This is a genomic window from Amycolatopsis sp. NPDC098790 (genome assembly GCF_044759945.1).
GTDB lineage: Bacteria > Actinomycetota > Actinomycetes > Mycobacteriales > Pseudonocardiaceae > Amycolatopsis.
Genome location: NZ_JBIWAI010000007.1, coordinates 440,569 through 455,038, shown reverse-complemented (window position 1 = coordinate 455,038; position 14,470 = coordinate 440,569). Strand labels below are relative to the sequence as shown.

Here is a 14,470-nt window from a genome sequence, read left to right as displayed (position 1 = left end):
AGTGCTCAAGATGAGCAGTTTGTGCGGTACGGTCGTTTCATGGCGACGGCAGACCTGAGCGCCCCGGCCCTGACCGGCATCCGGCGGTTGTCCGCATTGGACACCGTCCGCGCGCGCATCGCGCTCGCGGTGGAGCTAGGCCTGCTGAAGCCGGGCGAGCGCCTGCCGGCGAACGCCGAGATCGCGCGGGCGCTGGGCGTCGCGGAGATCACGGTGCGAAGAGCGCTGGAGTCTCTGGTCGGCGACGGCCTGATCGAACGCCGCCGCGGCCGGGGCGGCGGAACATCGGTGGCCGCGAACCCACCGACGGAGCGAGTCCGCGAGGTCGGCGCCTACCGCGAGTCGGCGGCGGAGGTTCGTGACCTGATCGACCACCGCATGGTCTTGGAGTCGGGCATGGTCCAATTGGTGGCGAAGAGGTCACCGGACCTGCCCCGCCTGCGCACGTTGGTCGCGCGCATGGACACGGCGAAGGGCTGGGCGGAGTTCCACGAGCTGGATGCGGAGTTCCACCGAACGGTGGCGGCCCCGGGCCCGGCCGCGGCGGTCGCGCAGTACGAGGTGGTGCTGGCTGAGCTGTACCGGTTCTACTTGCCGTACCCGCTGGAGAAGCTGCGCGAGTCGAACCGCGACCACACAAAGCTGGTGAAGGCGCTGGGCTCAGGCGACCCGGACGCGGCGGCCCGGGTGACGAGAAAGCACGTGCGCGGCCTGCACCAGACGATGTTCGTCGGCCTCGGCTGAGCAGTAGCCAAGAATCGACAACGTCCTGGTCAGCGGGGTGACGCGGCGTTGGCCGGAAAGTGACCACGGTTCGTGCCGGCGATGGTTAGGAGTCGGCGACGGCCTCGCGGCTCGGGTCGCGGGCGTGCCGGGGCCTGGCGTGATGCTGGTCGGGTAGTGACCATGGCTCGCGCCGACGTTGGTCGGAAGTCGGCCACGATTCCGCCGCCCGGTTGCGGGTCTGCCGGGGTTCGATGTGGCGTGGGTCGGGAAGCGACCACGGCTCGCGCCGGCGATGGTCGGTAGGCGGCGACGGCCGCGCGGCGCGCGTCTGCCGGCGCGCGGCGCGGTGTTGGTCGGGAAGTGACCATGGCCGTTAGTCGACGGTGGCTGGTAGTCGGCCACGGTTTCGTGGCTCGAGTCGCGGAGCCCCTGCCGAAGCCCGGCGGGACGCTGGTCGGAAAGTGACCATGGCTCGCGCGGGCAGGCGATGGTCGGACATCGACTACGACTCGGCCGCCCCACCAGCGTCTGTCAGCTGAGCTCGGTCCCGGCCGTTCGGCGGTGACCATCGGCTGATCGGCCGATCTCCCGGAACGCCCGCCCCGGCAGCCTGAGGCCATGTCGATCACCCGGTTCGCCGTCCCGTTGCTCGCCGCCGTGGCGCTGGTGCCCGCTGTCCCGGCCGTCGCCGTCGCGGGCGGTGGGCTCTCCTGGCAGCTCTGCTCCGCCGTCGCGAAGGGCTGGGACTCCGACGATCGGCGCACCGAGTGCGCTCTCGTGGCCGTCCCGCTCGACTACGCCGACCCGCGTGGTCCGAAAATCGACATCGCCGTCAGCCGGGTCGAGGCGACCGGTTCGAAAACCGGCGCTGTCCTGCTGAATCCCGGTGGCCCCGGCCAGTCCGGCCTGACCATGCCGCGCACCATCGCCGACAGTCGCGCCGGCGGTATCGGCACCCACCACGACCTCATCGGGTTCGATCCGCGCGGCGTCGGCTATAGCGCCGATCTGCCGTGCGCCGTCGACTTCCCGGAGCCCGAGCCCGACAAGGACAAGGCCCGCGAAGCCGCCGAGCGAGCGGCCGCCGCGAGACAGGCGTGCGTCGACGCCCACCCCGCCTTCGTCCGAAACCTGACCACGCCGACCATCGCCCGGGACATGGACCTGATCCGGCAAGCCCTCGGCGAAGACAAGATCGGCTACTACGGCGTCTCCTGGGGCACCGCGCTCGGCGCGCAGTACCGGTCGCTCTTCGACGACCACGTCGACAAGATGCTGCTCGACTCCGTCATGCCGCCCGAGCTGAGTGTCACCGAAATGGATGACGACCAGGCGACCGCCGGCGAGAACACCTTCCACGAGTTCGCGTCGTGGATCGCCCGCTACGACGGCGTCTACCACTTCGGGACCACCGAACCCGTCGTCGCGAAAGCCCTGCTCGACCTGCGCGACCGGCACGGCGCCACCGTCAACGGCATGCTCGCCAACCCGCGGCGCGAATGGCCCGGCCTGGCGAAGCAGCTCGCCGCCATCCGCGACGGCGGCGCAGCCGAGAAGATGACCACGATGAGCTGGGACGGCGAGCCGCAAGCGTTCAACCACTTCCAGCAGACGGCCCTGCTCTGCAACGAGTCGCCGAGCCCGCGGGACTTCGACACCGTCTGGCAGCACCGTCTGGATCGGATGGCCCGGCTCCCCGTCGCCGGCGGCTACGGCCTCTACGAGCAGCTCTGCATCGGCTGGCCACTGGCCGCGCGGCCGTGGTCGTTCGAAAAAGGGACAAGCCCGCTGCAGCTCGTCGGCCACCTCTACGAGCCGGTCACGCCCATCGGCTGGGCGCTGCGGATGCAGCAGAAAATCGGCGGCACCCTCATGATCGTCGAGGACGACGTCCACGGCTCGCTGTCCTCGCTGCCCTGCGCCGACGCCGCTGTCACTTTCTTCGACACGGGCCGGACGACGGCGAAGTCCTGCCCCGGCGCACCGGTGTGACTCAGCGGGCCCGCAGCTGGTCGCGGACCTCCATCAGCGCGAAGCCGAGCAGGTTCAGCCCGCGCCAGTAGTCCGGCTTGGTCGCGTTCTTCTCCTCGCGCGCAAGACCGGAGCCCCACACGAGGTCCTTCTTGGACGCCTCGACGAGCACCGCGTCGCCGGTGCCGAGCAGGAACCGGCGCAGGTCGCGGTGGGCCTTGAACTTGGCCAGGTTGCCGTCGACGACGATGTCGAACCGGTGCCGCTCCCACGTCGACGCCTCGAAGCCGGCGACCTCGCGGCCGAGCACCTTCGCCGTCTTCGGGTCAGGGGTCTGCCGGATCAGCTCGGCCTTCTCGACGTCGCCGAACAGCAGCGCCTTGCCCGCCATCATGTAGTGCTCGGCGGTCGGGTACTCGACGCCGTCGGCCTCGAACGGGTCGACCCACCACTGGCTCAGGCAGCTCGCCGTGACCCGGCCCGCTTTCGAGGGCGCGTGCCCGTAGAACAGCAGGTATTCGGGCTCCGCACCCTCGTGGACCTTTTCGCGCAACGCCTCGACACTGCGGACACCGTCGACCTTCACCATCCGCCTAGTGGACCACGCGGTCAGAGCAGGAAGTGGAACAGGGGGCTGCCCGGCTCGATCCGCTCGACCTGCAACGGGCTCGCGTCCATCCTCGCCAGCAGCCCGGGGAGGTCGGCCGGCCGGGCGATTTCGATGCCGACCAGCGCCGGGCCCATCTCGCGGTTGGTGCGCTTGACGTACTCGAAGCGCGTGATGTCGTCCTCGGGCCCGAGCACCTGCTCGAGGAACCGCCGCAGCGCGCCCGGCTCCTGCGGGAACCCGACCAGGAAGTAGTGCTTCAGCCCCTCGTGCATCAGCGAGCGTTCGAGGATCTCGCTGTAGCGGCTGACGTCGTTGTTTCCGCCGGAGACCACGACGACGACCGTCTGCCCCGGCTCGACCTGGACCACCGAGCCGAGCGACGCCGCGGCGAGCGCGCCCGCGGGTTCGGCGATGATGCCGTCGGACTGGTACATCGCGAGCATCTCGGTGCAGATCGCGCCCTCGGCGACCGCGGTCAGCTCGGCGCCGCTCTCGCGGATCAGCGGGTAGGTGACCGCGCCCGCCTTGCGCACCGCGGCGCCGTCGACGAACGAGTCCAGCTCGGGCAGCCGCACCGGGTGCCCGGCCGAAAGGGCGGCCGCCATGCACGCCGCGCCCGCCGGTTCGACGCCGACGACCCGGACGTCCGGGTGGCGTTCGCGCAGCCAGCTGCCGACGCCGGCGAGCAGCCCGCCGCCGCCGACCGGGACGACCACGACGTCCGGCACGAACCCGAGCTGCTCGATGACCTCCAAGGCGACCGTGCCCTGGCCGGCGACCGTGCGGACGTCGTCGAACGCCGGCACGAGCGTCGCGCCGGTGCGCTGGGCGTCCTCGTTGGCCGCGGCGAAGGCGTCTTCGTACGTCTCGCCGACGACGATGACCTCGATGTGCGCGCCACCGAGCGTCGCGATCCGCTCGCGCTTCTGCCGCGGCGTGGTGCCCGGGACGTACACGCGGCCGTCGGCGCCGAGGCGGCGGCACGCGTAAGCGACGCCCTGGGCGTGGTTCCCGGCGCTGGCGCAGACGACCCCGAGCGCGCGGGTCGGCTCGTCGAGCTGGACGATGAAGTTGTACGCGCCGCGGATCTTGTACGACCGGACGGTCTGCAGGTCCTCGCGCTTCACCCAGACCTGGGCGTCCACCCGGGACGACAGCCGCGCGCTGGGCTCCAGCGGCGTGCGGGTCACCACCCCGGCCAGCCGCTCGGCGGCCTTCTCGATGGTCGCCGCGGTCACCGTGTCGATGTCGTGCACCCTGCTGAATCTACGACTCGCGCGTGCCGGGCAACCGCCCGGGCCTCCGGGCGCATCAAAGGGGTGACGAACAGGACAAGGGGGCGCCGGTGGACGACTTCACCGAGTACGTGACCGCACGGTCGGGCTGGTTCCGCAAGGTCGCGTACCTGCTCTGCGGCGACTGGCACCGGGCCGACGACCTGGTCCAGACGGCGATCACCCGGCTCTACGCGAGCTGGCCGCGGGCCGCGCGGGCGGACAACCTCGACGGCTACGCGCGCCGGACGCTGGTCAACGTCTACCTGGCCGAACAGCGGACGTCGTGGTGGCGGCGGGTGAACCTGGGCGACACCGGCGAGCAGCCCGCGCCGATCGCGGACGTCGAAGCGGCGCTCGACCTGCGGGCCGCGCTGGACCGGCTGCCCGCCCGCCAGCGCGCGACCGTCGTCCTCCGCTACTTCGGCGACCTTTCGGTCGCAGACACCGCACGGGCGCTGGCCTGCTCCGAAGGCACCGTCAAGAGCCAGACCGCGAAGGCCGTGGAAACGCTGCGCGAGCTGCTGGGCGACCCCATCCGGGAGGGACGAGCATGACCGACCACGAGCTGGCCACCAAGCTGAAGGAACTCGCCGACGCGCCCGCGCCGCCGCCCCGGATCGACCTCGACCGCGCCCGCCGGAACGGGGGACGCCGTCGTCGCGCGCGGACCACGGCGCTGGTCGTGGGTTGTGCCGCGGTGGTGACGGCGGCGGGCCTGACGGCCGTATCGGTCTTCCAGCCCACGCCACCGCCCGCACCGCCGGCCGTCCTGCCGCAGCCCGCTCCCGTCGCGCCGGCACCGGCGCCGACGGACAACCCGCTGGTCGCGAAGGCGAGCTTCGGCTGGCTGCCGGAGGAGGTCAAGGGCATCGAGTACGCCGCCGGCGGACACGGCGACACGGTTCTGGCCATCGGCCGCGGCGACCTGGCCCCGATGATCTGGCTGTCGGTCTACGACCGCGAACCCGCCGCACCGCGCGACCTGAGCGGCACACCGCACCAGGTCCCGCAGAAGGTCGGCGGCCGCGACGGCCACTGGATCACGGCCGACGCGAACGACCCGCTCAACCACGGCGACAGCTACCTGCGCTGGCCGACCCCGGACGGCCGGTGGGCCCAGCTGCACACCTACTACCTGGCCCGCCCCGACCTGCAGCAGGTGCTGGTGCGGGTGGCGAGCGAGGTGACCGTCGGACCCAAGCCGGTGCCGCTACCGCTGCACATCAGCAGCCTCCCGCCGTCCTTCCGCCTGTCCGACGCCTACACGTCGCGGCGACCGGACCAGGACGGCGTCCCGTGGCGGCTGGTGCTGCAGTACTCGGCGAACGGCGCGCTGGTGACGATCAACGTCGGACCGCCGGGCGCCCCGACGGACGGCCTCGGCGAGCCTCGGTGCGTCACGGAAAACGGGCTGAAGGCGTGCGTCGGGATCGACCAGCCGAAGGCCGCGGGCATCACGTCGCAGGAGCTGCTGAACCGGCTCACGCTGCTCGGTCCGGACGAGTCGAAGTGGACGACGCACGTCATCAGCCCTTAGGCACCGCCGGATAGGGGACGAAAGTGCTGGTGTTCTCGTCGACGGTGAGCTGCTTGCCGATCGTCGGGAACGCGCGCTGGGAGCAGGCCGGCCGTTCGCAGACTTTGCAGCCCATCCCGATGGGCGTCGCGGCGGCCGGCTCGTCCAGGTCGAGCCCGGTCGAGTAGACGAGCCGCCCCGCGTGGCGGAGTTCGCAGCCCAGGCCCACCGTGAACGTCTTGCCCGGGCTGCCGTACCCGCCGATGTTGCGCGACACCGTGCGCGCGATCCAGAAGTAGCTCTTGCCGTCCGGCAGCGTCGCGATCTGCGTCAGGATCTTCCCCGGCTGGGTGAACGCCTCGTAGATGTTCCACAGTGGACAGGCGCCGCCGACCCGGGAGAAGTGGAAGCCCGCCGCGGACTGGCGCTTCGACATGTTCCCCGCCCGGTCCACGCGCACGAACGAGAACGGCACCCCGCGCTGCTTCGGCCGTTGCAACGTCGACAGGCGGTGGCACACGGTCTCGAAGCCGACGCCGTAGTGGTCGCACAGCCGCTCGATGTCGTACCGGAACCGCTCGGCCGTGGCCAGGAACGGTCCATAAGGGAGGATCAGCGCCCCCGCGAAGTAGTTCGCCAGGCCGACGCGGGCCAGCGAGCGCGCGGCCGGTCCGGAGAACGCCCACGAGTCGGCCAGCTCGGTGATCAGGTCGTCGTACTCGAGCAACGCGATCTGCGAAGCCATGCGAAACGCCTGCTGCCCGACCCGCAGGCTGGGCGCCAGCCGCAGCACGCGCGTCACCGGCTCGTAGCGGTGCTGCTGACCGGCGGACTCGTCGATCCCGTCGCTGGTCACCTCGACGCCGTAGCGCTGCCAGAGCCGTTCCTTCAGCGCGCCGAGCACCTGGCCGCGCTGCAGCGGGATGTCAGCGGCCATCTTCTCGGCGCGTTCGTCCAGCTCGGCGACGTAGTTCTCGCGCTCGTAGAAGAAGTCGCGGACCTCCTCGTGCGGCAGCGGCGCCGCCGCGCTCCCGTGCAGGCCCAGGCCGTTTTCCGTGGTCAGCGCGGCCGTGCTCTCGACGGCGTTGCGGTAGCTGCGGTGCAGCTTGACCAGTGCCTGCGCGATCGCCGGCAGGTTCGTCGCCAGCTCGTTCAGCTCGCCGGTGGTGACGTCGACGCCGAGGACCTCGTCGAGCAGGGCTTCCTTGACGTCGGCGACCAGCCGGGACGTGTCGTTGTTGGCGAAGAACTCCGTGTCGACGCCGAACGCCTGCGTGATCCGCAGCAGCACGGGCACGGTCAGCGGGCGCGAGTTGTGCTCGATCTGGTTGAGGTAGCTGGGTGAGATCTCCAGCACACGAGCGAGGTCGGCCTGGCTCATCGCCCGGCTTTCGCGCAGATGGCGCAACCGCGCTCCGGCGAAAGTCTTCTCCATTCTTGCCCACCTCTCCGGAAGGTTTCCGGTCCTGAACGGTTACGTGAACGGTCAAGAACGCGGATTTTCGATCAGATGCGAACCCGGCGATTCGCAACCTTTGCAAAGAGCGTACGTACGCTTCACATAAATTGGCAAGTTGGCCAACTGGACCGGGTTTTCCCAGCTGTGCGAGGGTCGGATCAGGCAAGGCGAGCAATCGCAAACTTCGCAACACCGGGAGAACCGATGACGGAACAGGCCAAGCAGGCGGCCGCGGAGCTGGCGGCGCAGTGGGCGAACGACCCCCGCTGGGCGGGCGTGCAGCGCTCCTACTCGGCCGAAGACGTGATCAAGCTGCGCGGCAGCGTCGTCGAGGAGCACACCCTGGCCCGCCGCGGCGCGGAGAAGCTGTGGGACCTGCTGCACACCGAGGACTACATCCACGCGCTGGGTGCGCTGACCGGTAACCAGGCCGTCCAGCAGGTCCGCGCGGGTCTGCAGGCGATCTACCTGTCCGGCTGGCAGGTCGCGGCCGACGCCAACCTGTCCGGCCAGACCTACCCGGACCAGAGCCTCTACCCGGCCAACTCGGTGCCGGCCGTGGTCCGCCGCATCAACAACGCGCTGGGCCGCGCCGACCAGATCAACTGGGCCGAGGGCAACACCGACATCGACTGGTTCGCCCCCATCGTCGCCGACGCGGAGGCCGGCTTCGGTGGCCCGCTCAACGCGTTCGAGCTGATGAAGGGCATGATCGCCGCCGGCGCGGCGGGCGTGCACTGGGAAGACCAGCTCGCGTCCGAGAAGAAGTGCGGCCACCTCGGCGGCAAGGTCCTCATCCCGACCAAGCAGCACGAGCGCACGCTGAACGCCGCGCGGCTCGCGTCCGACGTGCTGAACGTGCCGACCCTGGTCGTCGCCCGCACCGACGCGCAGGCCGCGACGCTGCTGACCAGCGACGTCGACGAGCGCGACCAGCAGTTCCTCACCGGCGGCCGGACCGCCGAGGGCTTCTACGAGGTCCGCAACGGCATCGAGCCCTGCATCGAGCGCGGCCTGGCCTACAGCCAGTACGCCGACCTGCTCTGGATGGAGACCTCGGAGCCCGACCTCGAGGTGGCGCGCAAGTACGCCGAGGCCATCAAGGCGAAGTTCCCGGACCAGATGCTGGCCTACAACTGCTCGCCGTCGTTCAACTGGAAGAAGCACCTGGACGACGCGACGATCGCGAAGTTCCAGCGCGAGCTCGGCCACATGGGCTACAAGTTCCAGTTCATCACCCTCGCCGGCTTCCACGCGCTGAACTACTCGATGTTCGACCTGGCGCACGGCTACGCCCGCGAAGGCATGACCGCCTACGTCGACCTGCAGGAGCGCGAGTTCTCCTCGGAGAGCCGCGGCTACACCGCCACCAAGCACCAGCGCGAGGTCGGCACCGGCTACTTCGACAACGTCGCGACGGCGCTGAACCCGGAGAGCTCGACCACCGCGCTCAAGGGCTCCACCGAAGAAGCCCAGTTCCACTGATCCCGGCCGCGGCCTGACGGCGGCACCCCCCTCCCGCCGTCAGGCCGCGTCCCTCCCTTCTTCTCCTTCCCTGCACAGCTCGTGGAGGCACCCCATGGTTGATCGGCTGAACTACCGCATCGAGGTCACCGGGCCGGTCGAGGGCCGGTTCGCGGAGATCCTGACCCCGGCGGCACTCGACTTCCTGGCCAAGCTGGACAACACGTTCGCCGGCCGCCGGCGCGAGCTGCTCGACGCCCGCCGCGTGCGGCGCGAGGAACTGCAGTCCGGGGAGAAGCCGCTCGGCTTCCTGCCCGGGACGCGCCGGATCCGCGAGGACCGGTCGTGGCAGGTCGCCCCGACGGCGCCGGGCCTGGAGGACCGCCGCGTCGAGATCACCGGCCCGACCGACCGCAAGATGACGGTCAACGCGCTGAACTCCGGCGCCAAGGTCTGGCTGGCGGACTTCGAAGACGCGACGTCGCCGACGTGGCACAACGTCATCGACGGCCAGATCAACCTCTACGACGCGATCCGCCGCAACATCGACTTCACGACCGATGCGGGCAAGCGCTACACCATCGGCGACGACCCGGCGACGATCGTCGCGCGCCCGCGCGGCTGGCACCTGGTGGAGAAGCACATCCGCATCGACGGCCGTCCGGTTTCGGCGAGCCTGGTCGACTTCGGCCTGTACTTCTTCCACAACGCGCGCCAGCTGCTCGCCCGCGGCGTCGGCCCGTACTTCTACCTGCCGAAGCTGGAGAACCACCTCGAAGCGCGGCTGTGGAACGACGTCTTCCTGATGGCGCAACGCGAACTCGGCGTCCCGCGCGGCACGATCCGCGCCACCGTGCTGATCGAGACGATCACCGCCGCGTTCGAGATGGACGAGATCCTCTACGAGCTGCGCGAGCACGCCGCGGGCCTGAACGCCGGCCGCTGGGACTACATCTTCAGCCTCATCAAGAACTTCGCCGCGCACGGCGCCGACTTCGTGCTGCCGGACCGCGCGCAGGTCACGATGACCGTGCCGTTCATGCGTGCCTACACCGAACTGCTCGTGAGCACCTGCCACCAGCGCGGCGCGCACGCCATCGGCGGCATGGCCGCGTTCATCCCGAGCAAGGACCCGTCGGTCAACGAGATCGCCGCCGAAAAGGTCCGCGCCGACAAGGAACGCGAGGCCGGCGACGGGTTCGACGGCTCCTGGGTCGCGCACCCCGGTCTGGTCCCGATCTGCCGCGAGGTCTTCGACGGCGTGCTCGGCGGCTGGCCCAACCAGCTCGGCAAGCTGCGCGAAGACGTCCACGTCACCGCCGAGGACCTGCTGGACGTGGCGAGCGCCGGCGGCGAGGTCACCGAAGCGGGCGTGCGCGCGAACATCAACGTCGCGCTGCGGTACGTCGACGCATGGCTGCGCGGCACCGGCGCGGCGGCGATCCACAACCTGATGGAGGACGCGGCCACCGCGGAAATCGCGCGGTGCCAGGTCTGGCAGTGGATCCGCAACGGTACGAAGCTCGAGGACGGCACCGCGCTGACCCGCGAGCTGGCGGTCGAGTTCCTGGACGACGAGCTGGCGTCGGTGCGCGCGGAACTCGGGTCGGAGAACCGCCTTGGCGACGCGTACGAAATCTTCACCGAAACCGCGCTGGGGGAGAAGCTGCCGAGCTTCCTCACCACGGGTGCCTACGCGCGGTACCTCACGGACGCCCGGTAGCAGGGCTCTGTTCGATGTGCTCTCAGCGGTAACGAGTGCTTCGAGCGGCCGGCCGCCCCTACCTGACGAGGGGCGGCCGGATTCCACACTGTTGGGATGGTGTGGGTCCGGACTGACCCGGCGACGGTGGCTCCCCGTCGCCGGGTCAGTTCACGTTCAGCCCACCGCGTAGGCGCGGATCACGGTCTGCCGCACGGTGTTCCCGTCGTCGTCGGCCGCGCTCGCCCGGAGTGAGACGAACCCGCTCGCCGGGTGCCGGACCACGATCGTCCAGTGGTCACCGGTCTTCAGGGCCGGCGCCGGCTGCCAAGTCTGTCCGTCGTTTGTGGACGTTTCGACGGACAGTGTGCGTCCGCTCCGCTCCACGAACGCCGGGAACGTGAAGACGCGGTTGCCCGGTGCGCGGTTGCGGACATCGACCGCGGGATCGAACCGGACGGTGAGAAGCGGCAATGCTTTGCCGTCCGCGGCGGCCGACGATCGGAACGTCCACTCCGCCGTGACGTCCGTCCACAGTGGCCACCAGTCGGCGTGCCGGTGGACGTCCGCGGTCAGCCGGTACGCGCCGTCGGCGTCCGGCACCGGGATCGTCGCCTGCGCCGGCGCTCCCGACGGCTCGACGGGGATCGCGACGCCGTCCCTTGAGAGCGTTATGGAACCCGGCTCCCCGAAATCGGGGGTACGCGGGCGTCCGGCGGCGTCGCCGAACATCGGCAGCCACACGTCGAAGACGCCGTCCTTGCGCCACGCCCACGGCCGCGGCTGCTCACCCGAGTGCGTCACGGTCAGCCCGCGCAGTGATGGCCCGGCGACCGCCTTGTTCCAGGCCAGCCGGTACTTCCGGCCCGCTTCGACGTCGAGGTCCTCGGTCATTTCGCCGCGCAACCCGGACGTCCACACCGCGTCCCACTTGCCGGGGGAGTAGTACTCGACGCGTTCCTGTTGCGCGGCAACGGGTTCGGTGTATCCGTACCCGACCAGCCTGCCGAAGAACTCGTGCCCGGCGACGTACCGGACCTGGCCGGGCGCGCCGTCGTGGTAGGCCGTGCGCACCTCGGCGAGATCGCGGGTCTTCGGCCGCTGCACGCGGGAAGCGCTTACCTGCCCTTCGACGCCGTCGGCGAGTTCGTAGCGGGATTCCGGCGACGGCCGGCTGACGACCGTCGCCGATGCGCCGCCCTCCTTCGCCAGCTCGGTGAACCGCTGCCCGGTGACGCTCTGCCCGCTCCAGATCACCGGCAGGGTCAGCGCCGGCAACTGGCCGCCGAGGACCGTGGTCGCGGCCGCGTCGCCGGACAGGGCCACCATGCCGAGCTTCGCGCCGGCCTTTTCGACGTCCGCCAACCGTCGATAGGCCTCGTCGATCGGGATGCCCACCGGGAACCGGACGACGACGAGCTTGCCGCGGGCGTCGATCTTCGCGAGCTCTTCGGGCGTGCCGGCGCCGCCGGACACAACCGGAAGCGTGCTGGTTCCGGCCGGCGCGGCCGACTCCAGCCAGACGCCCCGGACGGCGAACGGCTGCCCGTCGTCGGCGGTCAGCTCCAGGTCGGGCTGGGTGGCCCGGCGCGTCTGGCTGAAGGCGAAGGTCGGCGACGAGGTGCCCGGGACGGTCGCGGCGAACGCTTCCTGGAAGCGCGGGTCGAGGTCGAACCCGCTGGAGAAGACGCACGCGCAGGCCGTGATCCGGCTCAGCCGCTGGACGGCGTGGGTGCCGCCACGCGCGGCCGGGTTGTCCGGCTCGAGCGACACGGGCCGGCCGTCGCGGGCGTCAAGCGTTTGCGTGACGGCGTGGTCGAGAAGCAGTTCGGGGTGGGTGATGAAGCTGTACGACGGTTCCTGGCCCGGCTGCGGCGTTTCGATGACGCTGTTGACGACGTAACGGCCGCGCGGCAGCCGGAACGTGCCCGGCTCGCCCTGGGTGAGCGCGCCGCTGTCGAGGTCGACGATCGTCACCGGCGGGTAGCCCGTCGGTGTCCACGGCTTCCCGTCGCGGTTCACGAGACCGACGGTGAGGTCGTACGTCTCGTCCTCTTGCCTGAGCGACAACGCAGTCCGGGTGCTGACGCCGTCACCGCGCGCGGTGAGGATGCCGGAGAAGGTGCCCGGGTGCCCGTCCCGCGCGGAGAAAGTCAGTTCGACGGGGGTGCTGCCGCCCGCGGGCACGGTCACGCTCGCCGGGAAGGTGAGGCCCTCGACGGACGACTCGAGCGTCAACGTCACCGGCTTCGCGCCCGAGTTGTACCAGGTCACGGCGGCGCTCTTGGCGGTTCCGCGGTTGGGCCAGGGGAGGAACACCGAGGCGCTGCCGGTGGCCGTGACGGTCGTGGTCGTCGCGCGGGCGACGTCGACGCGGCCGGTGCCGACCGCGGCCGGGCCCGCGTCGACCGGCGCGGCGGTGCTGGTGAGGGCCGCCTTCAGCCGGTCGGCGGTCCAGTCGGGGTGTTGCTGGGCGAGGATCGCCGCCGAACCCGCCACGTGCGGCGACGCCATCGACGTGCCGTCCAGCTCCTGGTAGCCGCCGCCGGGCCACGCCGCCGTGATCGACTCGCCGGGCGCCGCGACGTCCGGCTTGGCCGCGCCGTCGCCGATCCGCGGTCCCCGGCTGGAGAACGGGCTGAGGACGTCCTTTTTGGACACTGCGGCCACGGCGAGCGCGGCGTCGGCCGCTGCCGGCGTCGCGACGGACTCGTCCTGCCCGAAGTTGCCCGCGGCGACGACGAAGAGCGTGCCGTACTGGCGTGACAAGGTGTTCACGGCTTGGGACACGGGGTCGGTCCCGTCGGACGGCCCGCCGCCGAGGCTCATGTTCACGACGCGGGCGTGCGCTTCGGTCACCGCCCACTGCATGCCGGCGAGGATCTGGTCGAAGGTTCCGTTGCCGGCGTCGTCGAGGACCTTGCCGACGGCGAGCGTGGCGTCGGGCGCCACACCTCGGTACTTCGCGCCGGAGCCGGCGATCGTCGACGCGACGTGCGTGCCGTGGCCCGCGCCGTCTTCGACGCTGCCCTTGCCGGTGAAGTCCTTGCTCCGCGCCACGTGGCCGGCGAGATCCGGGTGCCCGGCGTCGATCCCCGTGTCGAGCACGGCGACCTCGACGCCGCGGCCGGTCAGGCCCGCCTGCCACGCCGCGGGCGCGCCGATCTGCGGCACGCTCTGGTCGAGGGTGGCGTGCACCTTCGCGTTCAGCCACACCTTCGTGGTGCCCGCCGCGAGCGTCGCGGGTTCCGTCGCGAGCCGGTTCCAGAACGCCGCGGCGCTTGATTTCGGCTCGTCGAGGGCGGTGTAGCCGAGCGCGGACGGCCGCGCGGCGACGCCGGTCCGGGCCGCGATCGCCGGCCCCGCCTGGCGGACCAGCAACGGCACGTGCGGTGTCCGGGCGTCGTCGTAGCCCTGGCGCAGCAGGCCAGTCACGTTGAACAACTGCTCGTCGAGCCGTCCGGAGCGGACCAGGCCGGCGGCGTCGCCGGGCAGGACGTAGGCGTCGCCGCGGCGCGTGTACTGCTGGAACGGCACCGGCCGGTCCCGGCGGGCGGGCAGCACTCGCACGTCCGCGCCGCTGACGAGCACCTGGTCACCGGTGACGAGCGTGATCCGGCTGGGCGTCACGGGTGGTTCGCCTGCGGCCGCGGCGGCCGGCGCGGTGAGCACGGTCGCGGCCAAGGTCACCGCGAAGAGCGCGATGAGTGGTCGTTTCATGGGATGTTTCCTCACTGTCGTGGGT

Annotated in this window: 10 protein-coding genes; 6 read left to right on the top strand and 4 right to left on the bottom strand. The window is 71.0% G+C overall.

Annotation, left to right across the window (positions count from 1 at the left end):
* Positions 1-39 precede the first annotated feature (39 nt).
* Both ACIQWX_RS42905 and ACIQWX_RS42900 read left to right on the top strand, forming a co-directional pair.
* The gene (locus tag ACIQWX_RS42905) at positions 40-744 is read left to right on the top strand and encodes a FadR/GntR family transcriptional regulator (protein ID WP_400884111.1); all 705 of its coding nucleotides are present in this window, start codon (positions 40-42) and stop codon (positions 742-744) included.
* Positions 745-1,344: 600 nt separating this feature from the next.
* Entirely contained in the window at positions 1,345-2,718 is a 1,374-nt protein-coding gene (locus tag ACIQWX_RS42900; protein WP_400884109.1) for an alpha/beta fold hydrolase, read from the top strand.
* A 1-nt stretch (position 2,719) separates the two neighbouring features.
* Here ACIQWX_RS42900 and ACIQWX_RS42895 read toward each other — a convergent pair whose 3' ends face one another.
* The gene (locus ACIQWX_RS42895; RefSeq protein WP_400884108.1) at positions 2,720-3,286 is read right to left on the bottom strand and encodes an NADAR family protein; all 567 of its coding nucleotides are present in this window, start codon (positions 3,284-3,286) and stop codon (positions 2,720-2,722) included.
* Positions 3,287-3,306: 20 nt separating this feature from the next.
* Positions 3,307-4,563 carry a threonine ammonia-lyase IlvA gene (gene ilvA, locus ACIQWX_RS42890; protein ID WP_400884106.1) on the bottom strand — a complete coding sequence of 419 codons (1,257 nt, stop codon included), beginning with the start codon at positions 4,561-4,563 and terminating at the stop codon, positions 3,307-3,309.
* An 89-nt stretch (positions 4,564-4,652) separates the two neighbouring features.
* Between ilvA and ACIQWX_RS42885 the strand changes: the two genes are divergently transcribed.
* Together ACIQWX_RS42885 and ACIQWX_RS42880 are read left to right on the top strand one after the other, a co-directional pair.
* Positions 4,653-5,138 (top strand): SigE family RNA polymerase sigma factor, encoded by a 486-nt coding sequence (locus ACIQWX_RS42885; RefSeq protein ID WP_400884104.1) that lies wholly within the window; start codon positions 4,653-4,655, stop codon positions 5,136-5,138.
* Complete coding sequence (locus ACIQWX_RS42880; RefSeq protein ID WP_400884102.1) at positions 5,135-6,121, top strand: hypothetical protein; 987 nt, start codon at positions 5,135-5,137, stop codon at positions 6,119-6,121. Before ACIQWX_RS42885 ends, ACIQWX_RS42880 begins: the two co-directional genes overlap by 4 nt.
* Here the strand turns inward: ACIQWX_RS42880 and ACIQWX_RS42875 are convergent.
* Positions 6,111-7,535: a short-chain fatty acyl-CoA regulator family protein gene (locus tag ACIQWX_RS42875; protein WP_400884100.1), complete on the bottom strand. Its 1,425-nt coding sequence runs from the start codon at positions 7,533-7,535 to the stop codon at positions 6,111-6,113. The genes ACIQWX_RS42880 and ACIQWX_RS42875 overlap by 11 nt on opposite strands.
* A gap of 228 nt (positions 7,536-7,763) precedes the next feature.
* Here ACIQWX_RS42875 and aceA point away from each other — a divergent pair, with 228 nt between their 5' ends.
* Together aceA and aceB are read left to right on the top strand one after the other, a co-directional pair.
* A complete protein-coding gene (aceA, locus tag ACIQWX_RS42870; protein WP_400884098.1) occupies positions 7,764-9,044 on the top strand; it encodes an isocitrate lyase in 1,281 nt (426 codons plus the stop codon).
* 94 nt (positions 9,045-9,138) lie between these two features.
* Positions 9,139-10,746, top strand: coding sequence for a malate synthase A (gene aceB / locus ACIQWX_RS42865; RefSeq protein WP_400884096.1), 1,608 nt, complete (start codon positions 9,139-9,141; stop codon positions 10,744-10,746).
* 156 nt (positions 10,747-10,902) lie between these two features.
* On the opposite strand, the gene ACIQWX_RS42860 is transcribed toward aceB, so the two are convergent.
* Positions 10,903-14,445, bottom strand: coding sequence for a S8 family peptidase (locus ACIQWX_RS42860; protein WP_400884094.1), 3,543 nt, complete (start codon positions 14,443-14,445; stop codon positions 10,903-10,905).
* Positions 14,446-14,470: the final 25 nt, after the last annotated feature.